The sequence below is a fragment of the Nevskiales bacterium genome, from assembly GCA_035574475.1.
Lineage (GTDB): Bacteria > Pseudomonadota > Gammaproteobacteria > Nevskiales > DATLYR01 > DATLYR01.
Genome location: DATLYR010000164.1, coordinates 37,556 through 61,502 on the forward strand (window position 1 = coordinate 37,556; position 23,947 = coordinate 61,502).

Annotated in this window: 19 protein-coding genes and 1 pseudogene; 10 read left to right on the top strand and 10 right to left on the bottom strand. The window is 66.8% G+C overall.

Annotated features, from left to right (window positions below; all coding sequences use genetic code 11):
- Positions 1-5: 5 nt before the first annotated feature.
- Positions 6-1,937, bottom strand: a complete 1,932-nt coding sequence (locus VNJ47_09930; protein HXG29147.1) for a hydantoinase/oxoprolinase family protein — start codon at positions 1,935-1,937, stop codon at positions 6-8.
- A 788-nt stretch (positions 1,938-2,725) separates the two neighbouring features.
- Entirely contained in the window at positions 2,726-4,216 is a 1,491-nt protein-coding gene (locus VNJ47_09935) for a PLP-dependent aminotransferase family protein (GenBank protein ID HXG29148.1), read from the bottom strand.
- Positions 4,217-4,305: 89 nt separating this feature from the next.
- Here VNJ47_09935 and VNJ47_09940 point away from each other — a divergent pair, with 89 nt between their 5' ends.
- The 5 genes and pseudogenes from VNJ47_09940 (at position 4,306) to VNJ47_09960 (ending at position 8,327) form a co-directional block, all read left to right on the top strand.
- Positions 4,306-4,929 (top strand): FMN-binding negative transcriptional regulator, encoded by a 624-nt coding sequence (locus tag VNJ47_09940; GenBank protein ID HXG29149.1) that lies wholly within the window; start codon positions 4,306-4,308, stop codon positions 4,927-4,929.
- Positions 4,930-5,045: 116 nt separating this feature from the next.
- Positions 5,046-5,663: a LysE family translocator gene (locus tag VNJ47_09945; GenBank protein HXG29150.1), complete on the top strand. Its 618-nt coding sequence runs from the start codon at positions 5,046-5,048 to the stop codon at positions 5,661-5,663.
- A 566-nt stretch (positions 5,664-6,229) separates the two neighbouring features.
- Entirely contained in the window at positions 6,230-6,514 is a 285-nt protein-coding gene (locus tag VNJ47_09950) for a hypothetical protein (protein ID HXG29151.1), read from the top strand.
- Between the two features lie 876 nt (positions 6,515-7,390).
- A complete protein-coding gene (gene alkB / locus VNJ47_09955; GenBank protein ID HXG29152.1) occupies positions 7,391-8,044 on the top strand; it encodes a DNA oxidative demethylase AlkB in 654 nt (217 codons plus the stop codon).
- A 60-nt stretch (positions 8,045-8,104) separates the two neighbouring features.
- Positions 8,105-8,327: pseudogene (locus tag VNJ47_09960) on the top strand (GDCCVxC domain-containing (seleno)protein).
- A 99-nt stretch (positions 8,328-8,426) separates the two neighbouring features.
- Here VNJ47_09960 and VNJ47_09965 read toward each other — a convergent pair.
- Genes VNJ47_09965 through VNJ47_09975 form a run of 3 tightly spaced genes read right to left on the bottom strand, consistent with a single transcriptional unit; the run spans position 8,427 to position 9,829 of the window.
- Entirely contained in the window at positions 8,427-8,933 is a 507-nt protein-coding gene (locus VNJ47_09965) for an Hsp20/alpha crystallin family protein (protein ID HXG29153.1), read from the bottom strand.
- 57 nt (positions 8,934-8,990) lie between these two features.
- The gene (locus VNJ47_09970; protein ID HXG29154.1) at positions 8,991-9,371 is read right to left on the bottom strand and encodes an Hsp20/alpha crystallin family protein; all 381 of its coding nucleotides are present in this window, start codon (positions 9,369-9,371) and stop codon (positions 8,991-8,993) included.
- Positions 9,372-9,391: 20 nt separating this feature from the next.
- Positions 9,392-9,829, bottom strand: coding sequence for an Hsp20/alpha crystallin family protein (locus tag VNJ47_09975; protein ID HXG29155.1), 438 nt, complete (start codon positions 9,827-9,829; stop codon positions 9,392-9,394).
- A gap of 171 nt (positions 9,830-10,000) precedes the next feature.
- Between VNJ47_09975 and VNJ47_09980 the strand changes: the two genes are divergently transcribed.
- From VNJ47_09980 to VNJ47_10000, 5 genes are all read left to right on the top strand, one after another.
- Positions 10,001-10,948 (top strand): DnaJ C-terminal domain-containing protein, encoded by a 948-nt coding sequence (locus tag VNJ47_09980; protein ID HXG29156.1) that lies wholly within the window; start codon positions 10,001-10,003, stop codon positions 10,946-10,948.
- Positions 10,949-10,951: 3 nt separating this feature from the next.
- Entirely contained in the window at positions 10,952-11,260 is a 309-nt protein-coding gene (locus tag VNJ47_09985; protein HXG29157.1) for a chaperone modulator CbpM, read from the top strand.
- Positions 11,261-11,303: 43 nt separating this feature from the next.
- Entirely contained in the window at positions 11,304-13,220 is a 1,917-nt protein-coding gene (ftsH, locus tag VNJ47_09990; protein HXG29158.1) for an ATP-dependent zinc metalloprotease FtsH, read from the top strand.
- Complete coding sequence (locus VNJ47_09995) at positions 13,217-13,462, top strand: hypothetical protein (GenBank protein ID HXG29159.1); 246 nt, start codon at positions 13,217-13,219, stop codon at positions 13,460-13,462. Before ftsH ends, VNJ47_09995 begins: the two co-directional genes overlap by 4 nt.
- A gap of 119 nt (positions 13,463-13,581) precedes the next feature.
- A complete protein-coding gene (locus VNJ47_10000; GenBank protein ID HXG29160.1) occupies positions 13,582-14,220 on the top strand; it encodes a LysE family translocator in 639 nt (212 codons plus the stop codon).
- Positions 14,221-14,394: 174 nt separating this feature from the next.
- Here the strand turns inward: VNJ47_10000 and recB are convergent, their stop codons facing one another.
- The 5 genes from recB to VNJ47_10025 form a co-directional block, all read right to left on the bottom strand.
- Positions 14,395-17,940 (bottom strand): exodeoxyribonuclease V subunit beta, encoded by a 3,546-nt coding sequence (recB, locus tag VNJ47_10005; protein HXG29161.1) that lies wholly within the window; start codon positions 17,938-17,940, stop codon positions 14,395-14,397.
- 40 nt (positions 17,941-17,980) lie between these two features.
- Entirely contained in the window at positions 17,981-18,778 is a 798-nt protein-coding gene (locus VNJ47_10010; GenBank protein ID HXG29162.1) for a metallophosphoesterase, read from the bottom strand.
- A 113-nt stretch (positions 18,779-18,891) separates the two neighbouring features.
- Positions 18,892-22,143, bottom strand: a complete 3,252-nt coding sequence (recC, locus tag VNJ47_10015; GenBank protein ID HXG29163.1) for an exodeoxyribonuclease V subunit gamma — start codon at positions 22,141-22,143, stop codon at positions 18,892-18,894.
- 321 nt (positions 22,144-22,464) lie between these two features.
- Positions 22,465-23,238, bottom strand: a complete 774-nt coding sequence (locus VNJ47_10020; protein ID HXG29164.1) for an FCD domain-containing protein — start codon at positions 23,236-23,238, stop codon at positions 22,465-22,467.
- The coding region (locus VNJ47_10025) for an MlrC C-terminal domain-containing protein (GenBank protein ID HXG29165.1) at positions 23,235-23,947 on the bottom strand (713 nt) is incomplete at its 5' end. The genes VNJ47_10025 and VNJ47_10020, both read right to left, overlap by 4 nt.

Genomic DNA, 23,947 nt, shown 5'->3' on the forward strand with positions numbered 1-23,947 from the left:
CTTCCTCAGTTGCCCTTCGTCAGCAGGATGTCGCTGCTCGCCGTGATTTCGAACATCCACCCCTTGCCCACCTTGCCGGTGAAATAGGCCTCCTCCACCAGCGCCGGCCCGCAGGCGGTGGCGCCGGGCGCCAGCTCCTCGACGCGATACAGCGGCACGGTGATGCGCTCGCCGTCGTGGCCGAGGATCTTGCGGCTTGCGGACGCCTTCGCATCGTGCCGCTCCGCCAGCGGCACGCTGGGGATGCGCGCCTTGCGCACCGGCTTGACGGCGCGCAGGTAGAGCGTCGCCCGATCCGAGGCCACGAGCTCGCACGGCAGCATGGCGGCATCGCCGACATCGAAGACCGCTTCCTCGTCGCCGCGCTCGCGCAGCAACGACGCCCGTATCGTGCAGTCGGAAAGCTTGGCGCCCTCGGCGAACATGTCCCGTCGCGCCCGCTCCACGAGGTGGAAGTAGGCGTGCCGCAACTCCTCGGCGGTGTTGGCGCCGAGCGTCATCTGGTACTCCTGCGACACGTCGGAGAAGTTGATGCCGTAGGCGCTGAAGACGGCCGCCAGGCGCGGGATGAGCACCCTTCTCACATCCAGCCGGTCGGCCACGGCCGTGGCCGCCAGCGCCCCCGCGCCGCCGAAGCCGGCGAGCACCGCGCCGTCCAGTGGCCCGGCAGCATAGGTGATCGCTTGCGCGATCTTCTCCACCCAGGCGTTCTCCATTTCCAGGAGCGCCTGACTCAAGTGCCAGCCGGCATGGGCGGCCACGTTCTGCTCGATGCTCGCCCGGGCCCGCTCCTCGTCCAGGACCAGGTCGCCGCCGAAATAGCTCGCCTTGTCCAGCACGCCCTGGAGCAGATACACGTCGGTGATGGTGGCGTCCTTGCCGCCGCGGCCGAAGCAGGCCGGCCCGGGCACCGCGCCGACGGACCGGGGCCCCACCTCGATGCCCTTGCCGTTGGCCCGGATGATGGAGCTGCCCCCGACGCCGGCGCTATGGACGTCCGCCAGCGGGAAGGCGATCTCCACCTCCTCGCATCGGCCGCGCCGGGAGCAGCGGATCTCGCCGTTCTCGACGACGCCGATGTCGGTGGTCGTGCCGCCCACGTCATAGGAGACCACCTTGCGATAGCCGTAGTGGTCCGCCAGGGCGCGGATGCCTTCCATTCCGCCCCGCGGACCGGAGCTGTAGGTCTTCACCGCCGTGGTCTTGGCCACCCGCGCCGAGCCGCCGTCGTTGCGGAAGACAAGCAGCGGGTTGGTGGTCTTCTGGGACTTGAGGCGGTAGTCCGCCGAGTAGAGGAAGCGCTCCATGGCGGGATGGAGAAAGGCGTTGAGCAGCGCCGTCCAGCTGCGGCGCACGAAGCGCGCATCGTCGGTGAGGTCGGCGGCGCACAGCAGCGGCATCGCGCCCAGCAGATGGGACGGAAAGCGCTTCTGGATGATCGCCTTGATGCGCGCCTCCACGCTCTTGAAGTCGCTCGAGCCGACGCTCACCACCACCCGGCTGGCACCGGCGGCGGTGAGCTCATTCACCGCCCTGATGACCTCCGCATCGAAGGCCGCGGCGTCGAGGGCCGCATCGACCGTGCGCACCCGGTCCCCGACCAGCTCGGCGAAGAGCGGCGCGTGGTGCTCGCCGGCGGACAGCGCATTCACGTCGCTGTCCGGCGTGCTGATCACCCCCAGCCGCGGCCCCTTGCGCTCCACCAACGCGTTGGTGCCGACCGTGGTCGAGTAGCGGATGTGCTCCGCCTCCCGCAGCAACCGGCCCACGTCCTCCTTGCCATAGACGCGACCGGAGACCTTCTGCAGCCCCTCGAAGAAGCACTTGCTCAAGTCATACGGCGTGGTGAGCGTCTTGGCATGATGCACCGCCGTATCGGTGACCACGCAGAAATCCGTCAGCGTGCCGCCGTTGTCGATACTGATTAGCATCCCCATCGTTGATTCTCCTGCATCCCATGCGAGGTGATTGGCATTGCTGCGGGATATGGAGTGTGCATGCGCACCCCGCCGCGCATGTCCCGCATTGGCTGCGACAGTTGATAGGTTAGGGGCAGGCTTGGGGTTGAATCACCGCCTAAAGGAGTGGAGAGGGGGGTGGCGTTCGGGTAGTGATGGGCGTGGTGCCCTGTCCAGCGACGTTGTTCGCGAGGGATTCGTCACGGGCACGAAACAGTCGTCGTCTTTGGTAACCACCGCCGCTCCACGCACGCCGAGCGCCACGACCTGACTGAGCCGGGCACCATGGGCGATCTTCCCTTGCGCATCACGTGGCGCAACATCACCCGAGTGTCGAACCAGGCTTTCTTGAGTCAAAAAACATAAATCCATTAAGGGTCCTAGATGGAACCACCATTTACACCTAGCCCCGACCACTCTCGGTTGGACTTTTTTCTTGCCCACAGCGCCAGTCCTAGCGCGGCTTCGCGCCTTGGGTTCGCGAGCGGCAGCCCAGCCGATAGGCCGGTTCTCCCCTTCCGGGCCTCTCTGTTCTCTGTTTTTCTCTGGTGATCTCGCGAGCGTTCGCGAGGTCACTTCCTTGGCTAGTGCGGGGTTGGAGACGGCTGGTTGTGTTTGGAGAAAGGTTACCGCTGGCGACCGAGATATAAACTGCACCGAGATACCTTCAGCTTTCGGACAGAAGCAGCCGTCGTTGTCCTAACCGAGAAGCGACGTTGGAAATAGGCGCGACAACCATAAGTGAGAAGCTCGTTGCAATGGCCATCTCACTTGGAGCCCATCTCCCCAATCACCGACGCCAAGGTGAATATTCCCTGCTGAATCTGCTCGATCGTCAGACTGGCATATCCCAAGATCAACCCAGCTGGCCGAGATTGCAAATGCAACTCTGGCTTGGCAAACAGCGGCGACACCGGGTAGACGCCCACGTCCTGGTCGCGGGCAGCGGCCACCAGTGCGGACTCGTCCTGCGGTAGCAGGAAAGGCAGCCACAGCACCACATGCAGCCCAGCCGCCGTACCGCTGATTTGAACGTTAGCCGGCAGGTGGCGCGCGATAGCGTCCAGCAATGCCGCACGGCGTCGCTCGTTTTCTCGACGCATGCGCCGCACATGGCGTTCATAGGCGCCGCTGTCGATCAATGAGGCCAGCGCGCGCTGCTCCAGCACGGGCGCGTGGCGGTCGACCAGCCGCTTGGCCTGCTGGAACACCGGCACCAGCTCAGGCGGCAGCACCAGGTAGCCGAGTCGCAGCTGCGGTGACAGCGCTTTGGAAAAGGTGCCGATATAGATCACGCGGCCATCGGTGTCGATCGATTGCAGTGCGTCGATCGGGCGCTGGCCGTAGCGGAACTCCCCATCGTAGTCGTCCTCGATGATCCAAGCGTCGTGGCGTTGCGCCCACTGCAGCAATTCCAGACGACGGCTGATCGGTAGCACGCCACCCAGCGGGAACTGATGCGACGGTGTCACGTACGCCAGGCGGGCACGCTCATCTTCGGGAAGATGACGTGTGTCCAAGCCGTGCCCGTCCACAGGGTTGGCCAGGAGACGGGCACCAGTGGCTTCAAAACAGCGCCGTGCCATCAGATAGCCGGGGTCCTCGAAGACAAATCCGTCACCTGCATTCAGCAGCAGCCGTGCACACAGGTCGATGGCTTGTTGCGAGCCGTGCACTACAAGGATTTGCTCGACCTCGCAGGCAATTCCCCGAGCGCGCCGCAGATAGCCCTGTAAGGCACGTCGCAGTGCCCCGTCACCTTCGGGTGGACCGTAGTACAGGCGATGCTGCTGGCGCAGCAACTCAGCCTGGTAGGCGCGCCGCCAAGCCAAAGCAGGGAAGTCCCGCGAAGCCACCGCGCCATACAGGAAGTCGAAGCGTGCGGGTTCAGCGGGAGGCAGTGCGACCATGCCCATCCCCGCAACGCGGCGCCCAAAGTCGGACAGGGTTGGCGCGGACTGGGCGCGCCTGCCTGCAACCGCCTCTTGTGGTGCAGATGGCGCCACCGGGCGGCCGGCGACCCGCGCTACCCGCCCTGGAGACGTAATGAGAAAACCCTCGGCTGCGAGTTGCTCGTAGGCGGCGGTGACGGTGGTGCGCGACACCCCCAGTTCGGCCGCCAGGGCGCGCGTGGATGGCACCCGAGCACCCGGTGGCAGCGTGCCGTCGGCGATCTGCGCGCGTAGCAGATCGTAGATGCGGCGTCCAGCGCCGGTGGCACCAGGGCGGTTGCCGGTTGGTCTGTGAAACTGGCACATAAAAAATCATCAAAACTGGACCTTATCATTGTGCCGGTTATGAGTGAGAGTAGCGAGGATTCTGTACTTCTCTCATTCGCCTGCCGACGATGTACATCCCTGCTCACTTTGCTGAAAATCGACCCGAGGAACTCGGCCGCATCATCCGTGCGCACCCGCTGGGCATGCTGGTCACACACGGCAGTGATGGACTGGACGCCGACCACATTCCGTTCGAGTTCGATGCCGACGAGGGACCGCACGGCGTGCTCACGGCCCATGTGGCGCGAGGCAACCCGCTGTGGCAGCGCTGTCCGACGGGCACGCCGGTGATGGTCGTGTTTCGCGGCGCCGAGGCTTACATCTCGCCCAACTGGTATCCGAGCAAGCACGAGGCACACCGCCAGGTGCCGACCTGGAACTACGAAGTGGTGCACGCGCACGGCACCCTCACCGTGCACGATGACGAGCGTTTCGTTCGCCGCATCGTTGCGCGCCTGACGCGGCGGCATGAGGCGGCCGAACCCAAGCCCTGGAAGATGGGCGACGCCGCGCCCGAGTACATCGACAGTCTGCTGCGCAACATCGTGGGCATCGAGATCGCCATCACTTCGCTGGTGGGCAAGGTCAAGCTCAGCCAGAACAAGGAAGCGCGCGATCGCCTCAGCGCCGCCGACACGCTGGAGGCGCGGGGGCGAGGTGAAATGGCGCAGGCCATGCGCCAGGCCCGGTGAGCGATCAATGCACTGTGCTGGGAGCCCCTGGACGGTACTCACGAGGCGAGTCAAGCACCCGCACGTCGGAACAGTTCCGGCTTGCCAACGTCACCCTACTAAAGAACAGCAACACTATGTCATTCATTCCCTTCCTAATTGCCGCCGTCGTTCTTGCCATCACGCCCGGTCCGGGGATCGCCTACGTTGTCGCTCGCACGATTGCCGGCGGCCGTTCGGAAGGCTTGGCCTCGTGCTTCGGCACCGGTATCGGTGGGCTGCTCCACGTGTTCGCGGCGGCGTTGGGCATATCGCTGGTCATTGCGCAGTCCGCTGTGGCATTTAACCTGCTCAAGTACCTCGGTGCGGCCTATCTGATGTACCTGGGCCTTCGCATGCTGCTGCGTAAGGACAAGCCGCTCACGGTCGACGCCGTGACGGCTCAAGGTGCGCGCCGCGCCTTGGTCGAGGGCATCGTGGTTGAAGCCTTGAACGTCAAGACGGCCTTGTTCTTCCTGGCGTTCCTACCGCAGTTCGTTTCGCCGGCTGAGCACCTGGTGCCGCAATTGGTGCTCCTTGGATGCATCTGCGTGGCGCTCAATACGCTCGTCGACGTCATGGCGGTTCTTGCGGCTCATCGCTTGCTTCAGTCAAGTGCTGCCCGTGCTGCGCGAGCCAAACTGATGACCCGTGTGTCGGGCATCACCATGTTAGGTTTGGGCGCCTTCCTTGCGCTGGCACGGCGTCCAGCGTAGCAACCGATGATCTTGAGTATTTTTGGAAAAATTCCAAAACAAGAAAAGCCATTGATCACGTATTTTGTCGATCTTCCTCGCTGTATGTCGGTGTCGGCTGGGTTGTCCCAGACTCCCACGACCACCGGGGCGAAGCGCTTGTCTCGGTGTCCGAAGGCGGTCTCGTCGGCGCCGACCCGATGCGCCGCGCCGTTGATCGGATGCAGATGCATGCTCGAGCTGATGTTTGATGTCTTCCTGCCGTACGCGACGTGAGCCGCGATCGCCTCGTCGCTGAGCTCGGTGATCCAGCAGGCTGTCGATGGAGAGCCCGAAACCGCGGGTCAGATAACCGATGCCGCCGCCCAGCGTCAGGCCCCCCACCCCGGTCGTCGAGATGATCCCGCCGGGCGCGGCCAGGCCGAACGGGTAGGTCGCATGGTCGACATTGCGACTGGACCGAGCGAGGTCGACGTGCTGAGGTTCCACGATGCCATGGCCGCCGGTGATTTCGAGCTCGCTGCGCGCCTCTATGCGGGCGATCTCCTTCTTTGCCCATCCTTTGAAACGGTGCAGAGGAGCACCCCATGAGCGACACAATCAAGGCATTGACCGAAGCGGTGCGCGATCGCGTCATCACCCCCTCGGATTCCGACTACGACGACGCTCGCGCCGTCTACAACGCCATGCACGACCGCAGACCTCGCGCTGTCATCCAGTGCGTGGATGCAGCCGACGTCATGGCCGCAGTCGCTGCCGCCCGCGATGGCGGCCTCGACCTGGAGCAATCCAGCGCACAATCTCGCTGTCGATCTCGACGAACCGACCGATGTCGGGAAGGGAATGGCGGAAGTCGTGGAGCAGCTTTCTGAGGTCGGTGAGCGCCTGCGGTTCGTCGGAGTCGGGCCAGAGCTCGAAGGCGAGTCGTGAGCGGTGCTGCGAGTCTCTGCGCAACACGATCAACGCCAGAAACCGTTGCAAGCGAAGCGAGTCGAAGGCGCGAAGACGCCGGCCGTCCAGGATGATCTCGACTGCACCGAGAAGTCGGACCTGTAACCGTGTCGGCCGTTCGCCACCGAGCCCGCTCGTGTCACTCGGCATAGGGCTCCTCTGGTCGCTGCCCACCCCCGCCTTTATCGATAACAAGCCAATCAGCCGCTTGATGAGAGTCGACCCCGAGTTTCCGGGCCAGAACCGCGGGAATGTGTTGTGGTGTTCACATCCCATCTGCCTCAATATCGTTGTAGGGTCGTTCCTGCGACCGTTACCAAGTCGGGCCAAGGGTTCAGCCGGTTGCGCTGGCGGTGGCAATCCACCGATCGACAGAGCGCCGGACAGGGCGAAATCCGCCTCGGCGTGCCGGGAGGACTTTGTTGCTGCACGCACGCTGCCCCCCACCCTCGCTGCCTTTGCCGATGCCTAATCCCGGCGTGCGCCGGGAAGTGACCAGCGGCCTGAGCCACGAGCTAGCGAAGACGAAGCCGACCGGCTGTTCGCGGCGCTCGCCGACGGCGGACAGGTGCAGATGCCGCTCGGTAAGACCTTCTAGTCCCCGCGCTTTGGTATGGTGGCCGATCGCTTCGGCATCTGGTGGATGATCAACGTAGCGGCTTGAGCGCCGCCGCTGCGGGAGATCGGGGAGCTTCAAGCAATCGCGCTACAATGCCCTACTCCTCTCGCTCTGGCCCTCTCGATGCACGCACCCTCTCCCGGCGAGGGGGATGGTATGAGGGATGCATCCATTGGAGATGACCCTGGACTTGTTCGAAAACCTGGATGCTATCGAAGCGCGGCAGACCTCCCTGGGCCCCGGTGCGGTGCTGCTGCGCGGTTTCGCCCGGGCCAACACCGCGGCGCTCCTGGCCGCGCTGCAGGAGATCGTCGCACAAGCGCCGTTTCGTCACATGGTCACCCCTGGCGGTTTCCGCATGTCGGTGGCGATGACCAACTGCGGTGCATGGGGCTGGGTCTCGGATCGAACGGGGTATCGCTACGCGGCCATGGATCCAGCGAGTGGCCGCCCCTGGCCGGCGCTGCCGGAGGCCTTTCTCCGGCTGGCGCAGGACGCCGCCGCGCAGGCCGGCTTCGGCGGCTTCATGCCCGATGCCTGTCTGATCAATCGCTATGTGCCCGGCGCGAGGATGTCGCTGCATCAGGACAAGGACGAGCGCGACCTCGCTCAGCCCATCGTCTCCGTCTCGCTCGGCCTCCCCGCCATGTTCCTGTTCGGCGGCTGGAACAGGGCCGACCCGGTGACGCGCGTGCCGCTGGCGCATGGCGACGTGGTGGTGTGGGGCGGGCCGGCGCGGCTGCGCTACCACGGCGTGATGCCGGTGAAAGCGGGATATCATGAACAGTTTGGCGCCTGCCGCATCAACCTGACCTTGCGCAAGGCGACATGAGGATTCGTGTCAGCTCTGCCCGAGCCGCAGCGGGCCGTCAATCTTAGTAAGGAGCGAGCAATGACTGCCGTCATCCTGGAATCGCTTTTGACCTGCCCGGCGGGCGATCACGTCAAGAACGAGACCCTGCCCACCGACGTCTGCCAGTGGTTCTACGAGTGCAAGCGCTGTCACGCAGTGCTCAGACCCAAGCCGGGTGACTGCTGTGTGTACTGCTCCTACGGCACGGTGCCCTGCCCGCCCGTACAAACCCACGGCCGGCAAGGGCGGTTGCTGCGGCTGATCGGGGGTACAGCACATCGTCGTCTCCTATGCCAGGACCTTGCAGTAACACAGCAGAGGAGCGTGCCGAGGGCGTACCCTCGGCACGCCGGCGGTCGCCTCACGAGACCTCGATGGTGCGTACCTTGATCTCACCCGGAGTGCGTTTTGGCAGCTCGATGCGCAACACCCCATTTTTGTACGTTGCGCTGCCGCCTTCGGCATTCACTGGCGCCGGCAGTGGCACGACCCGGCGGAAGTGGCCATAGGCGCATTGCATGACGCGCCAGCGACCTGCCGTGCTTTCCCGCGCGAAGCGTTTCTCGCCACTGACCACCAGGGCATCGTCGCACACTTCGATGGCGATGTCCTCTTTGGCCATACCAGGCAGTTCCAGACGCACCACCAGCCGCCGCTCGTCCTCGAAGACATCGCCACCCAGCATCGCCCAGCGGCGCGTCGGCAGATAAGACTCGTCGTCGACTTCGTCGCTGCTCGGCAAATTGGTATTTTCGCTCGGTTTGAAACGCGTCAACGCGCCAGAGGCCGATTGCATCAAATGTCGCCAGCCTTCGGTCACATTATCCCAAAACGAGCTGACGCTTTCTTTCAGCGTTTCGAGTTTCATGAGATTCCTCCTCGCCACGATGCCGATATACGACCTTGCGCTAGCGCCGCGGGTGAATCAAGCGACCTTGACCTCGATACGGCGCCGCTGTGTGTGCGCAGCTTTGGGAATGCGCAATTTGAGCACGCCATGCTCGAACTCGGCATTGATCTGGTTGACATCCAACTCTTTTGACAAGTTGAATACGCGCCGGTAGCGTAGAAGATTCACATCGGCATGACCGGCTTCCAGACCGTCCGGGATATCTAGGTTCATTTCACCTTCGATCAGCAGCGTGCCATCTTCGATTTGCAGCAGCAGCTTGTCTTTTGGCACGCCCGGCAGATCGGCATAGAGGGTGATGCCGGCGGCATCCTCGATGACATCGACCGACGGTAACAAAAAAGCTTCATGCCGCGGACTATCGGCATTTGGTTTCACAGTCGTATTCGTATTCATGGCATTCGTCTCCTCCAGCCTCATTGAATAGCGATACGCCGCGGCTGCGCCGCGCTCTTGCGTTTGATACTGATGTGCAGGACCCCATCGCGGTATTTGGCCTCGACGGCGTTGGGATCGATATCGTCGGGCAGGCTGATCACTCGACGGAAACGACCGGAAAAACGCTCATTGATGTGAATGATGGCTTTTTCCTCTTTGCTGGGCAGATCGGCTTTGCGCTCACCGGCGATGGTCAGCACACCGCGCTCCAGATTCACTTCCAGAGTTGCCGGATCGAGGCCCGGTGCAAAGGCATAGATTTCTACTGATTGCGCTGTGCTGCCGACGTTCAATGCCGGGAAACCACCGCGCGTAAGCCCACGGATATTGGGCGAAATATCGAACGCCTGCTGCATGCTCCGCTGCAACCGTTCCAGCTCGGCTAGTACATCTTGAGGAAATATGGATCGATACATGATGACGATCTCCTTGGTAACCCAATCCGACATCCCCTGGGATGCCCGAGTCCCTGATTTGAGGATGGGGGGCGAGAATTTCAAGAGAGCACCCAGGGCTTGCATTCTTTGCCTGGTGACCCTATGTCAAAAAGGTGGTATGGCGCGATAAGCACGGCTAGAGGAGGACACATGCAGTTCAAGGATTATTACGCCACTTTGGGCGTGGCACGCGATGCCACGGCCGAGGACATCAAAAAGGCTTTCCGTAAACTGGCGCGCAAATACCACCCGGATATCAGCAAAGAGCCGGATGCCGAAGCCCGCATGAAAGAGATCAACGAAGCCTATGCGGTGCTGTCGGACCCGGAGAAGCGCGCCGCCTACGATCAGCTCGGGCGGAACTACCAGCCTGGTCAGGACTTTCATCCTCCGCCGGACTGGGATGCCGGGTTCGAGTTCTCCACTCACGGCTTTGCGCCTTACGAAGCGGCCGATTTCAGCGACTTCTTCGCCGAGCTGTTCGGCCACCTCGGCGCCGCCCGTGCGGCGCGCGGCGGCAGGGCTGGGCCGGGACGCGGCCAGGATCATCACGCCAAGATCCTGCTCGATCTGGAGGATGCCTTCCTCGGCAGTACGCGACAGATCACCCTGCGCGTCCCCAGGCTGGACAGCCAGGGGCGCGTGGTCCTCGCCACCCGGACGTTGAACGTGAAAATTCCCCAGGGTGTCAAAGAGGGGCAGATCATCCGTCTGGCCGGACAAGGCGCACCGGCACTGGGCGCGGGCCAGCCTGGCGACTTGCTGCTGGAGGTGCATTTCAAGCCGCATCCCCGGTTTCGCGTCGAGGGTCGTGACCTGCACCTGCGGCTGCCGGTTACGCCCTGGGAGGCGGCACTGGGCGCCGTCGTGCCGGTCGAAACCCCAACCGGCACGCTCAAGGTGCGCATTCCCGCCGGCGCCCAGAGCGGGCAGCAGTTACGCGTGCGCGGCAAGGGTATCCCCGGCGAGCCGCCCGGAGATCTGCTGCTGGAGGTGCAAGTCGTGTTGCCGCCGGCCGATTCGCCCAAGGCGCGTGAGATCTATCAAACCATGGCGCGGGAGCTGGCCTTCGATCCGCGCCTTGCCGAGAGGACGTAAGCCATGGCTGAACACGACATCCTGACAGCCAGCCTGATCGAGCAAGACGCGCTGACGCTCGAAGAACTCGCGGCAGCAATCGCCGTCGAACCCGACTGGATCATTCGCCACATCGAGCAGGGCTGTTTTTCTGTGCAACCCGCGGGCAGCCGTGAATGGCGCTTCTCCAGCACGACCCTGGTGCGGGCGCGCCGCATCCGGGAGATCGAGCGCAACTTCGAGGCCGATCCGCAACTGGCGGCCCTGGTCGCTGATCTGCTGGAAGAAATCGATGCGCTGCGCGCACGCCTGCGTCGCGCCGGTTTGATGTGACGCTCATACGGTCCGACCCAGCGCCCGAAGGGGGATCCAGCCTATGGAACAGAAAACGCAATGGCACGTCGGTTATTGGTTGCTGGCCGTGCTGGTCGTGCTGATGCTGCAAAACTGGCTGCACAGCGTCCAGCGCATCGAATTGGTACCCTATAGCGAATTCGAAAAAGCGCTGGCCGACGGCCGCGTGGCCGAGGTCGTGGTCACCGACCAGACGCTGACCGGCAAGCTCAAAAGTCCGGACGCTAGCGGCAAGACGGTTATCGTCGCCACGCGCGTCGAGCCGGCGCTGGCCGAGCGCCTCTCTCAGTACGGCGTGCCCTATACGCGGGTGATCGAAAGCACCTTGCTGCGCGATCTGTTGTCGTGGATCGTGCCGGCGCTGGTCTTTTTCGCGGTATGGTTTTTCCTCTTCCGCCGCTTTGCCGAAAAACAGGGCCTGGGCAGCTTCATGGGCATCGGCAAGAGCCGCGCCAAGATCTATGTGGAAAAAGACACTGGCGTGACCTTCGCCGATGTCGCCGGGGTCGACGAAGCCAAGGAAGAGTTGCAGGAAATCGTGCAGTTCCTCAAAGCGCCTCAGGATTACGGGCGGCTCGGCGCCCGCATTCCCAAAGGCGTGCTGCTGGTCGGTCCGCCCGGCACCGGCAAGACGTTGCTGGCCAAAGCCGTGGCCGGTGAGGCCGGCGTGCCGTTTTTCTCCATCTCCGGCTCCGAGTTCGTGGAAATGTTCGTCGGCGTGGGCGCAGCCAGAGTGCGCGACTTGTTCGAGCAGGCGCGGCAGAAGGCGCCTGCCATCATCTTCATCGATGAGCTGGATGCCCTGGGTCGCGCCCGTAGCGCGCTGACCGGCGTCGGCGGGCACGATGAGCGTGAGCAGACGCTCAACCAATTGCTGGTAGAACTCGACGGCTTCGACAGCACCTCGGGCCTGGTGCTGCTGGCGGCCACCAACCGCCCCGAGATTCTCGATCCGGCGCTGCTGCGGGCCGGGCGCTTCGACCGCCAGGTGCTGGTCGACCGTCCCGACAAAGCCGGCCGCGTGCAAATCCTCAAGGTGCACGCGCGCAAGGTCAAACTCGCGGCGGATGTCGATCTGGAGCAGATCGCAGCGCTCACCACCGGCTTTTCCGGCGCCGATCTGGCCAACCTGGTCAATGAAGCGGCGTTGATGGCTACGCGGCGCCGCGCCGCGGCCATCACGCTGGAGGATTTCACCCGCGCCATCGAACGCATCGTAGCCGGCCTGGAAAAGAAAAACCGCGTGCTCAATGCCAAGGAACGCGAGATCGTCGCCTATCACGAGATGGGTCATGCTCTGGTGGCGCTGGCCTTACCCGGCACCGATCCGGTGCACAAGGTTTCGATCATCCCGCGCGGCATCGGCGCCCTGGGCTACACCATCCAGCGGCCCACCGAAGACCGCTTTCTGATGGACCGCGAGGAGTTGGAAAACAAGATCGCCGTACTGCTCGGTGGCCGCGCCGCGGAGAAGCTGGTGTTCGGCAAGCTCTCCACCGGGGCTGCCGACGACATGGCCAAAGCCACCGACATCGCCCGCGACATGGTCACCCGCTACGGCATGGACGAGCGACTCGGCTATGTCGCCTATGAGGCCCAGCCGCCGCGCTTTCTCGGCGCGCCGGCCGGTCTGACCCAGGGTGGCAGCCGGATGAGCGAAGCCACCGCGCGCCAGATCGACGAAGCAGTACGCGAGCTGATCATGCGTATTTTCGAACGTGCCTACCGCCTCCTCGAGCACAACCGCGACATTCTCGACAGTTGCGCAGCCGAGCTGCTGAGACACGAGACCTTGGACGAAGCCACCCTCAGCGAGCTGACCCGGGGCTTACACCGCCACACCGGCAGCGACAGCCCCCGAATACCGGCCGTAGCTGCTGTGGCACGGACCTATACTGAAGACGGGGTCATCCCCGACCATGCGAGGAAGCAACCATGAAACGGTCCGGAATCTGGCTGTGGGCACTGCTCGCTCTGAGCACGCCGGCCTGGGCGTTCCACTGCCCGGCGGACATGAAGAAGATCGACGCCGCCCTGCAGAGCAATCCCCCCAAGGACGCACAGCAACTCGCCGAGGTAACGAAGCTGCGCGCCGAGGGCGAGACCCTACACAACGCTGGCAAGCATCAAGAATCGGTCGACACCCTGGCGAAGGCGATGAAGATTCTCGGCATCCAATAGCCCTTACCGTCTACCTTCCTTGAGCCGCGCTCGCGCGGCTTTTTTTTGCGCCGCCGCGCCATTGGGATCAACTGGCTGATAGCATGATTTTCCCGCCCGCTCTGGATGGAAATGCGACGATGATCCTGGATACCTGGTTACTCTTCGTTCCGGCGGCCTTCGCCCTGAACATGGCGCCCGGCCCCAACAACCTGCTCTCGGTGGCCAACGCCGCCCGCTTCGGCTTCGCCGCCTCGGTACTGGGCGGCCTGGGACGGCTGCTGGCCTTCGCCCTCATGATCGCCCTGACCGCGGTCGGCCTGGGCACGCTGCTGGCGGCCTCGGAACTCGCCTTCCAGATCGTCAAGTGGCTGGGTGCGGCCTATCTGCTCTACCTGGGCATCAAGCTGTGGCGCGCCCCGGCCATGACCCTGCCGGGGGCGTCGGCGGCGCAGACGGGCACCAGCGTGCTCGCGCTGGCGCAGCAGGAGTTCCTGGTGGCGGTGGGCAATCCCAAAGCCATCCTGATCTTCACCGCCTTCTTCCCACAGTTCCTGTCGCGGGACGGCTCGCCGCTGGTGGAGTTCGCGCTGATGGGCGTGACCTTCCTGGCGCTGGAACTCATTGCCATCGCCCTCTACGCCCTGTCGGGGCGGCAGTTGGCGGCCGTCACCCGCTCGGCCCGCGGCCTGCGCCTGTTCAACCGGATGAGCGGCTCGGCCCTATGCGGCGCCGGCGTACTGCTCCTGCTCTCCAGCCGCGCCAACGCCGCTACCTAGACAATCACTCCTACCCGCGGTCCATCTGCTCAGCCGCTGCTCCCTCACCCCGCCCCTCTGCCGGAGGGTGAGGCAGTCCGCGTCCCCGGCTTCCTCGCTTCGCTCTTCCCCTGGGAGAGGGCCAGGGCGAGGGGGGGTGGGGATTGTAGAGCGACTGATTACAGTTATCCGATATCAAGCCCCGCCCAGCCAGCGGTCCAGTTCCGTCACCAGCTCCGGCGCGGGCCGGTCGAAGAACACGCCGTGGCCCGGTCGCGCCGGGTCCAGGCCGCGCAGGAACAGGTAATAGACCCCGCCGAAGTGCCGCCGGTAGTCGTAGCCGCGCAGCCGCTCGCCCAGGTAGCGGTGCACGGCCACGGTATAGAGCAGGTACTGCAGGTAGTAGTCATCGCGCGCCATCACCGGCGGCAGGCGCCCCGGAGCGTAGTCCTCGGCGCTCTCGCCCAGCCAGTTGGACTTGTAGTCGGCCAGGTAGAAGCGCCCGTCCGGTCCCTGGAATACCAGGTCGATGAAGCCCTTGAGGAAGCCATCCAGGGGCCGGAAGGCCAGCCGCTGCGCCGCCGTGGCGTAGGGCTCGGGCAGGTGGCGGGCGAGCAGCGCCGCCAGCCCCGGCGCCGCCAGCCCGCGCACCGGGTAGTGGAAACCCAGCTCGGTGAGCCGCCGGCTCAGGCCGATGCCGCGCAGGCGCAAGCCGTCCTCGCCCAGGGGCGCGTCCAGGGTAGCGGCCACCAGCCGCGTCACCGCCCCACCCCATTGGTCGGCGTCGAAACCGTGCGCGGTCAGCACCCGCTCGGCCAGGGCGGCGACGCTGGCCGCATCGGCGCTGGCAAAATCGAGCCGCTCGAACAGGGCGTGCAGACAGGTGCCAGCCTTGGCGCCGCGGGGGAAGGTGAACACGCTGGGCTCGCGCTCCCGTCCCGGCTCCTCCTCGGCCGGCGCGGGTCCGGCGTCGTGGTCGGGCAGCTCACTGCCGCTGCCGGCCACCAGAGCGGTGAAGCTGCCGATGCGCCAGGGCATGGTGAGTTCGCGCCACGCCGGCAGGGCGCGCAGCTCCGGCTCGGCCGGGGGCTGCGGGCGGTAGGGCTCGCCCGTAGCGGGCGGCTCCTGCAAGACGATACGGCCCTGCCCCGCCGCCACCAGTTTCTCCAGGTCGTTGCCCAGACCATTGGCGTCCAGAGCGGTGTAGCGCTCCTCCAGCGCCTGCAGCGGATCGGCGGGACGGCCGCCGGGGGCGTGCAGCAGCCAGGCCAGGCCGCTGTATTGGGCCTGGCTGATCTTGCCCCAGACCACGCTGCATTGGTACTGGGCGCGGGTCAGGGCCACGTAGAGCAGGCGCAGGTCCTCGGCCAGCGCCTCCTCCCGCGCCAGCGGCCGGCACGCGGCGGCGCGTTCCGAGCCGAGCTCCAGCACCGCGCTGCGCGCCTCGTCGCGCTCGTGGAAGGTAAACGGCGCGTCCTCGTCCTCCTTGCCCACGGCGTCCCACAGGAACGGGCAGAACACGATGGGGTACTGCAGGCCCTTGCTCTTGTGGATGGTGACGATCTTCACCAGCTGTTCGTCGCTTTCCAGCCTGAGCAGCGCCTCCTCGTCGGCGCCGCCGCGGCTGGCGCGACGGTCGGCGAACCACTTCACCAGTCCCTCCAGCCCCAGACGCGCTGCGCTGGCCTGCTTCTGCAAGAGCTCGGCCAGATGCAGCAGATTGGTCAGCCGCCGCTCGCCGTCGCGATGGGCGAGCAGCCGCGATGCCACGCCCTGCTCGGCCAGCCAGGCGCGGAACATGGGCATGAAACCGCGCTCCCGCCACAGCCGGTGATAGCGGTGGAAATCCTCCAGCACCGCCTCCCAGGCCGACTCGTTCTGGGATAGCGCATAGAGCCTGGCGCCGTCAGCGCCCATCAGCGAACCGGCCAGGGCGGCGCGCACCAGGGCCTCGCGGCCGGGCTCGGCCAGGGCCAGCAGCACCCGCTCGAGCTCCTGCGCCTCCAGGGTATCGAACACATCGTCCTGGGCTTGCTGCACGCTGGGTACCCCCAGGGCCAGCAGCGCCTCGCGCATCTGCCGGCCGTGGCGATGCTTGCGCACCAGCACGGCGATGTCACCGCCCTCCAGCGACCGCCCGCCCAGGGTTGCCCTGCCCTGGGCGGAGAGGTTGAGCAGCCGGGCGATGGCCGCTGCCGTGGCCGCCACTGCCTGGGCGGCGGCCTCATTCTTGCTCAGCGCCTTGCGCGCCTCGGCCAATGGCAGGGGCCAGATGCGCAGCGGCGCCAGCTCCTCCTCCCCTGCGATCCGCAGCGACTCACGCGTCTTGGCGGCGGCCTCAGCCGGCTGAAACGGGATCTCCTCGAATAGAAACGGCAGCGGATGGCGTTCGAACAGGCTGTTCACCGCCGCGATCAGATCCGGGGTAGAGCGCCAGTTGGTGTCCAGAGTGTGGGCCTGGTCAGCACCGCGTCGCGCCCGCAGGTAGGCGAAGATGTCGGCGCCGCGGAAGCTGTAGATGGCCTGCTTGGGATCGCCGACCAGGAACACCGGACCTTCGCGCCCCTGATAGAGGCGCTGGAAGATACCGAACTGTACCGGGTCGGTGTCCTGGAACTCATCGATCAGCGCCGCCCGATAGCGCCCCGCCACTGCCTCTGCCAGTCGCGCCCCGCCCGGGCCGGCCAGCGCCCGGTCGAGATCGAGCAGCAGATCGTCGTAGGACAGCCGCTGCTCGCGCCGCTTGCGCCGCGCCAGCTCCTCGTTGCAGAAGGCCAGCAGCTTGGGGCGCAGCGCCTTGAGCACCACGCCGTAGCCTTCGGCCAGGGTGCGGTGAGCGGCGTGCAGCCGGCCGCAGGCGTCGAACAGAGGATGCTCGGGCGGCGCCTTGCCCTTGTTGGTCTTGCCTGCCAGAGCCGTGGCGGACAGTTTCTCCAGCGCCTCGCCGCCGCGCAACAGCGGCTCCTCCGGCTCCAGCAGCGCCGCCAACTGGCGCGCCCAGGCCTCCACTTTGGCCAGCTTGTAGCTAGCGGCGTTGAGCGCCTTGCCGGCCACGGCCGCGCGCAGCCGCAGCAGCGCCTCCTCGCCCTGCTCCCGCCAGATGGCGCGCAGCTCGCCATAGGCGGCGCGGTACTCCGTTTCCAGCGGCTCCAGCCGCGGTGTGGCAGCGGCCGCCCGCACCTCCAGATAGGGTTTGCCCAGATAGGGCCGCACCAGGTCGCACAGCTTCTCCGGGGTCCAGCCCTGGGCTAGCAGATGTCCCACCAGCAGCGGCGAGGCCGTATAGAACTCGCGCCGCCAGAAGTCGTCCACCACCTCCTGCAGCAGCGCCCGCTCGTCGGGCACCAGCTCGGCCTCGAAGGCCGCACCGCTCTCGAAGGCAGCATCGCCCAGCACGCGCTGGCAGAAGCCGTGGATGGTGTAGATGGCGGCCTCGTCGAAGCCGCGCAGGGCGTCGGTGGCGCGGCGCAGCCGCAGCCGCCGCTCTTCTTCGGGCGGATCATCGCCGCCGGCCGCGAGCGCAGCGCGGGTCGCCGCCAGGCGCTCGCGGATGCGGCTGCGCAGCTCCTCGGTGGCGGCCTTGGTGTAAGTCACCACCAGGATGTTGGGCACCGGGATGCCGGCCTCCAGCACCAGGCGCTGATAGAGGCCGGTGATGGCGTGGGTCTTGCCGGTGCCGGCGCTGGCCTCCACCAGGTGCAGGCCGCGCAGAGGGACGGTATCGACGTCGAGACGCTGCATGGGAATCCCGTGGCGGAAACGCCCGCCTTCCATGTTTTTTTTACAGCTTATCCGCTTCCAGCATGGCACGAACCAGCAACTGCCGCTGGTGATACACCCAACTGCGATCGGCGCTGGGATCGGCGCTGGGCAGCATGTAGACCGTGCCGCTGTCCAGTTCCAGCAGGCTCAGGGCGGCGCCGCTGTAGTGCGGCTCGAGCAGACCGTAGACGGCGCCGGTATCGAGGCCGTAGACGTTACCCACCCGGCATACGCCATCGAAGCTCGGGGTGTGGCCGACCAGGATGCGCTCGATGCCGGCTACGCCGGTGCGCACTTGACCCATCATGCGCGCCCGCCCCCACAGGGCGGTGTGTGCCACTTCGGCTTCGCCGGCGCGCAGGGCCGCCACGAAGCCGGGCCAGTCCAGGGTCGCCGGCACATCGGCGTGGACGATGCCGGTCAGCCCCTGCACGCTCTCCACCTCGATGACCAGCGGCAACTGCGCCAGCGCCTGGCGAAAGCGCGCCCGGGTGGCCTCGTCCTGCTCCAGCCACCACACGCCACCGCAGGCCACCCACCAGTGCAGGCGGCTCTCCCGGGTGCGGGCGCTGAGCACGAAGTCGTCGTGGTTGCCGCGCACCGTATGGAACCAGGGCAGTGCCAGGAATTCCAGGGCGCGGGGCGACTCGGGGCCGCGGTCCACCAGGTCGCCGACGCTGAACAGCCGGTCGCGCCCGGCATCGAACTCCACCGCCGCCAGCAGCCGCTCCAGCAGCGAGAAGCAACCGTGAATGTCCCCCACCACGAAGTCGCGGCCGTGGGTGTTGCGGGTGTACCGGCGGATCGGGTCGGTCATGGGCGCTGTCTATGCAGAGGAGATATTGTCACTGACAGCGCGCACTGCAGGGTGTTCGCCCGCCCCGCCCCTCTCCCTCTGGGAGAGGGGCGGGGTGAGGGCACTGCTGCGCATCACTTCTCCACCACCCGCGCCGCCAGGATCGGCCCCAGCACGGCCTGCGCCTCGGCGGCGAAGTCGTCGGGGGAGTCCAGGGGATCGCGGTCGCGCCACAGCACCTGGTGGTAGGGATCGTCACGCTCGCCGGCGGCGAACTCCGAGCCCTCCCAGATCCGGCGCGCCGCCTCCAGGCCGTCCTGGCCCTTGGCCTCAGCCGCCACATAGGCCAGGGCGGAACGCGGCAGGAAGCGGCTGGGCCGGCAGGAATGCGCCCAGTAACGCTCCAGCAGCGCCCGCAGATGGCCCGCGCTGTCGGCCACCGGCCCCAGGGTCAAGTGGCCGTCCTCGGTCAGCCACTGGCTTTGCGGCGCCACGCCCGCAGGCGCCAGGTGCAGCAGCAGCAGATGGCGCAGCCACAGGTTGAGGTAATCCCGTACTCCCAGGCTGCCCAGGCGGTAGCCAATCAGACCGTGCTCGCCGAGGCCGCGCAGCTGGCCGCGCAGGCGCAACTTGCCCGCGGCGGTGGCGAATTCCAGCTCGAACGGCAGCGGCTCCCGCTCCTGCTGCGGCGGCGCCAGACGTGCCAGGCGGCGGGCGAACTCGGCGGCTGCGGCGCGCTCGTGGCGATACTGGGTCGCCCCCACCTCGCCGTGGGGCAGTCCGCCGTAGGCGCGCAGCAGCTCCAGGCTGGGCCGCTCGCCCTGGCGCTGCAGCTCCAGCACGGTGCGGCGCAGAGCGCGGCTGGCCGGCTCATCCAGCACGAAGGGCTCGCGCGTCTCGATCAGGCCGGCGCTGCGCTCCAGGCGTATCCCCAGGCGCCGGCGCAGCAGATGGCGGGCCGGATGCCCGAGGGCCTCGAGCAGCATCTCCAGCTCGATGTCGCGCCAGTGCTGTTCGGGCTCGGGCAAGGGCGCGGCCAGAAACGGCGCGGGGACTAGCCCGCCGCCTCCGGCCAGGCGGGCGGCGCGGCATAGCTCCTCGGAATAGCTCACCAGCCCCGGCTCGCCGCGGAAATAGCGGCGGCTGAAGGCCTGCAGCGGGTGACGCACCAGAATCTGCTGCACCGGATCGCCGGCGGGATCAGCAGCCGGATGGAAGCCTTGGCGCAGGTAGTCCAGCAGTTCGCTGACCAGCACCGAGGGCGGGATTTCGCCGTTGTCGCGCAGACTCGCCCCGACGTAGCTCAGGTACAGCACCTCGCGGGCCGAGAGCAGCGCCTCGAGGAACAGGTAGCGGTCGTCGTCGCGGCGCGAGCGGTCGCCGGGGCGCGGGTGATGGGCCATGAGGTCGAAGCCGAGGCGCGCCGGCTGGCGCGGATAGACGCCGTCGTTGAGGCCGATCAGGCAGACCACGCGAAACGGCAGGCTGCGCATCGGCACCATGGCGCAGAAGGTGACGCCACCGGCGAGGAAGCGCCCGCCGCGGCCCGGCACCGCGTTCAGGCGCCGGCCCAGGGCGGCGCGCAGCAGGGGCAGGCCGAGCGGCCGATCGAAGCCGGCGAGCTGCCAGTCCTGGCCCAGGGCCTCGATGGCTTCGTGCAGGGCGACGGCGGCCGTCTCGTCCTCTTCCTCGGGGGCGAAGAAGGCATCCGGCAGGCCGCGCAGCAGCTCCAGCCATTCGCCCGGCGGGCGCGGCGCCGCCAGCCGCCGCTCCAGCGCCGCCAGGGCCTCCAGCAGCGCCTGCAGCCGGCCCATGAGCTGGGCCTCGCTGCCTTCTATACCGTCGTAGGCCAGGATGCCGCCGAACAGCCGCCGCCCCTCGGCGGGCAGGGCGTAGCCCAGCAGCAGCCGATCCAGGCCGGCGCGCCAGCTATGCTCACCGGTCGCCGGCAGGCCCAGGGCGGCGCGGCTGTCGGCGTCTAGCCCCCAGCGGATGCCGGTGTCGCGCACCCACTGGTGCAGCCGCGGCAATTCCTCCTCGGCGATGCCGAAGCGGCGTCGCAGCGCCGGCAGTTCCAGCAGCCCCAGCACGCGGTTGGCGTCATAGCGTCCGCCGGGCAGTTCCAGCAAGGTGAAGAAGGCATCGATCAGCGGGCTCTCGCTGCGCGGGCCGCGATCGGCCATGCTGTAGGGAATGCGCCGGCGGCCCTCGGCGGTGGCGAACACGGCCTCGATGTAGGGGGCGTAGGCGTCGATGTCCGGCGTCATCACCACTACGTCCGCCGGGGTCAGCTCGGGACGGGTGTGGAACAGATGCAGCAACTGCTCGTGCAGGACCTCCACCTCGCGCATCGGACCATGGCAGGCGTGCACCTGCAGCGAGTCGTCGTGCGCGGCGATGGGGCTACGCCTGCCCTCCTCGCCGCGGCTGCGCAGCTCGAGGATATCGCCCTGCAGGCAGGCCAACAGGCGATCCTCGCCGGGCGCGACGAAGGCCTCCAGCTCCTGCGGCGGCGCGATGTCGCGGTACAGCAGGCGCAGGAAATCCTGCCCCTGTTTGCCCCAGGAGGCCAGCAGCGGGTTGCCCACCTCCAGGTACAGGGTGTCGGCGTCCACTTCGCCCTTGCGGCGGGTGGCGCGGGCGATATCGCGGGCAGCGCGGATCTCGTTCCAGTATTCGCGGCAGGGGTTGAGGAAAAAGAGCTGCACCTCCACCCCGGCCTCGGCCAGTTGCTGCAGCAGCGCCAGGTAGGGCGGCGGCAGAGCGTTGAGGCCGATGACGTAGAGCGGCCCGCGCAGCGCCGGCGGCAGTCCGCCCTCCTCGAGCCGTGCGGCGCAGCGTACCGCCAGCTCGGCGCGGTGTGGCGAGGGCTCGCGCGCCCGCAGCCGCCGCCACAGCGCCGACTGCCAGGGCTGCGCTGCCTCATCCCCGGCTTCCCAGGCGGCGATCCAGTCCGGACGGTAGACCAGGTACTGATCGAAGACGTCGGCGATGCGCGCCGCCAGGTCGTAGGCGCGGCGCTGGTCGTCGCCGCCGTCGGCGAGGTAATGGCGCAGCGGCTCGTAGAGGGCCTCGTCCGGCAGCGTCTGCAGCTCCTCCAGCACCCGCCAGCGCAACGGCTCCGGGTCCCAGGGCGAGACCTCCGGCAGCTCCTGTCCCAGCACCGCTCGGTAGGTCTGCCAGGCGAAGGCCGCCGGCATGGGGAAGCGCACATTGGCGCAGATGCCGCGCTGGGCGGCGATGCGCAGGCTGAGCCAGCGCGCCATGCCGGTGCTCTGTACCAGCACGGTGAGCGGCGCGAAGGGGTCGGCGTCCGAAGCGGCAAGGCGCTCGATCAGCCGGTCGGCGAGGACTTCCAGGCGGTTGCTGTGATGCAGGGTGAGCATGACGTGTCAGAGCTGCCCATCGTCCGGGACCCGACGGGTAGTTTTATCACGAGCCCGCCGCCTGCACGAACTTCTCCGGCCGCAGCCGACGAAGATCGCCTGCCGCCGGGCATGGCGCCAGGTGCCGTTGCGCTCGCCGTAGCCCATCGCCTCGAGCAGCGCCTTGAGCGCCTTGGCCTGCCCGTGATGTCACCGATGATGTCGTAGGCCATGTCCTTACCCCGGACCAGAGGCGTTCGAAGAGCTCTCCGCGGATCCCAATCAGTGGCGACTGCTTGCCGGCGAGACCGAGGAAGAAGCCGGCCGCAGTCACCGATCGTATCAGTCCCCGCTCAGCAGGTCCGAGCGGATCGCCGCATCCAGCCGCCGCATGAAGCATTCCGCGCTGTGCATATGCTCGGCCATGATGCGGCGCACGGCGTCCCGGTCAGCGGTGCGGAAGGCGGCCAGCAGCGCGCGATGGCTGTCGATGTTGTGCTGACCGAAGGCTCCGTGCTCGGCGTAGCGGTCGCTGCGGAACTCGACCAGGTCGCGCAGCAGGCCGTTGAGAAAGCGGCAGATGAAGGCGAGCAGGGGGTTGTCGCAGGCCTCGCAGAGGATGTCGTGGAACTCGAGTTCGCTCTGGCGGCCGAGCGAATGGTCGCCGCGCTCGCGGGCGCGGTCGCAGGTCTCGATATTGGCCTCGAGCCGCGCCAGTTGCTCGTCGCTGAGACGGCCGACTACGCTTTCGGCCAGGGTCACTTCCAAGCTGTGGCGCAGCGCATAGACCTGTTCGAAGTCGAGCGCATGGAAGTGCAGATAGCTGCGCAACTGTTGCGTCACCGCCTCCAATGACACCGGCTGGATCTCGGCGCCACCGTTGGGGCCGGTCTGCATCTTCACCAGACCCTGCACCTCGAGCACCTTCAGCGCTTCGCGGATGGTGCCCTTGGCGCAGCCGTAGTGCTCCATCAGTGTCTTCTCGTTGGGCAGCCGGGCGCCCGGGCGCAGGCGCTCGCGCGCGATCCAGCGGCGCAGGTCCTCGGCGATCAGGTCCGAGAGCTTGCGCCGCTGCAGCCGCTCACGGCCCGGCAGCGGGCTCGGTCTGGCGCTCATGGCAGACGTACCTCCGATATCCAGGCGACGTCGGGATCAAGAGGATAGATCGGACGGGCGAGCTTCTCAAAGCGGAACAGGCCATAGTCGGAGCTGGTCACGCCTAGGCTCGCGCACTCGACCACGGCCCTGGCGATCGGCTCGAACACCGGCCGGCAATACATGCGCGACTTGAGGATCAGGTAGCGGCAGGCGCGCGGATCGATGCCGACGCTGGTGAACACGCCAAGATCCCAGGGCTCGTGTGGACGCTCGCTGACAAGCACCCGCGCAGTGCCGGCATCGAGCAGCGCGGCACGGCCCATGGAGCAGCGCATGCCGGTATAGGTGGGGCCGCTGATCACGTATTCACCATCGGTCAGCGCGCGCACGGTGCCGGTGAGCATGAGCGGCGGTTTGGCGACGCCGATGCGCGGCATCGGCACGCGGTTGCCGACGCCGAGCGTGAGGCGCGCGCCGACGCCGGCGGCGACCAGCTCGGCGACTGCCGGCGGATCGCAGATCGGCCCGGCGACGATGCCGTCCAGCCCCTGCCGCAGCGCCTCGGCCAGCACGTCCATGGTGTCGCAGGTACCGCCGGACATGCAGTTGTCGCCGTGGTCGAGCAGCAGCACCGGTCCCTCACCCGCGCCTTGGCCTGCTACCCGCGCGGCGGCGACCGACTCGGCGAGCGGCGCCTCGTGGTAGACGAACTCGGCGCGGCGCGCCC

Excerpts from the sequence above, each read along its gene's own strand:
- VNJ47_10020 (HXG29164.1), bottom strand. The coding sequence starts at position 23,238 with ATGAGCGCCAGACCGAGCCCGCTGCCGGGCCGTGAGCGGCTGCAGCGG.
- recB (HXG29161.1), bottom strand. The coding sequence starts at position 17,940 with ATGCAGCGTCTCGACGTCGATACCGTCCCTCTGCGCGGCCTGCACCTG.
- VNJ47_09930 (HXG29147.1), bottom strand. The coding sequence starts at position 1,937 with ATGGGGATGCTAATCAGTATCGACAACGGCGGCACGCTGACGGATTTC.
- VNJ47_09970 (HXG29154.1), bottom strand. The coding sequence starts at position 9,371 with ATGAATACGAATACGACTGTGAAACCAAATGCCGATAGTCCGCGGCAT.
- VNJ47_09950 (HXG29151.1), top strand. The coding sequence starts at position 6,230 with ATGAGCGACACAATCAAGGCATTGACCGAAGCGGTGCGCGATCGCGTC.
- VNJ47_09965 (HXG29153.1), bottom strand. The coding sequence starts at position 8,933 with ATGAAACTCGAAACGCTGAAAGAAAGCGTCAGCTCGTTTTGGGATAAT.
- VNJ47_10000 (HXG29160.1), top strand. The coding sequence starts at position 13,582 with ATGATCCTGGATACCTGGTTACTCTTCGTTCCGGCGGCCTTCGCCCTG.
- VNJ47_09975 (HXG29155.1), bottom strand. The coding sequence starts at position 9,829 with ATGTATCGATCCATATTTCCTCAAGATGTACTAGCCGAGCTGGAACGG.
- VNJ47_09995 (HXG29159.1), top strand. The coding sequence starts at position 13,217 with ATGAAACGGTCCGGAATCTGGCTGTGGGCACTGCTCGCTCTGAGCACG.
- VNJ47_09980 (HXG29156.1), top strand. The coding sequence starts at position 10,001 with ATGCAGTTCAAGGATTATTACGCCACTTTGGGCGTGGCACGCGATGCC.
- VNJ47_10010 (HXG29162.1), bottom strand. The coding sequence starts at position 18,778 with ATGACCGACCCGATCCGCCGGTACACCCGCAACACCCACGGCCGCGAC.
- VNJ47_09945 (HXG29150.1), top strand. The coding sequence starts at position 5,046 with ATGTCATTCATTCCCTTCCTAATTGCCGCCGTCGTTCTTGCCATCACG.
- recC (HXG29163.1), bottom strand. The coding sequence starts at position 22,143 with ATGCTCACCCTGCATCACAGCAACCGCCTGGAAGTCCTCGCCGACCGG.
- VNJ47_09985 (HXG29157.1), top strand. The coding sequence starts at position 10,952 with ATGGCTGAACACGACATCCTGACAGCCAGCCTGATCGAGCAAGACGCG.
- VNJ47_09940 (HXG29149.1), top strand. The coding sequence starts at position 4,306 with ATGTACATCCCTGCTCACTTTGCTGAAAATCGACCCGAGGAACTCGGC.
- alkB (HXG29152.1), top strand. The coding sequence starts at position 7,391 with ATGACCCTGGACTTGTTCGAAAACCTGGATGCTATCGAAGCGCGGCAG.
- ftsH (HXG29158.1), top strand. The coding sequence starts at position 11,304 with ATGGAACAGAAAACGCAATGGCACGTCGGTTATTGGTTGCTGGCCGTG.
- VNJ47_09935 (HXG29148.1), bottom strand. The coding sequence starts at position 4,216 with ATGTGCCAGTTTCACAGACCAACCGGCAACCGCCCTGGTGCCACCGGC.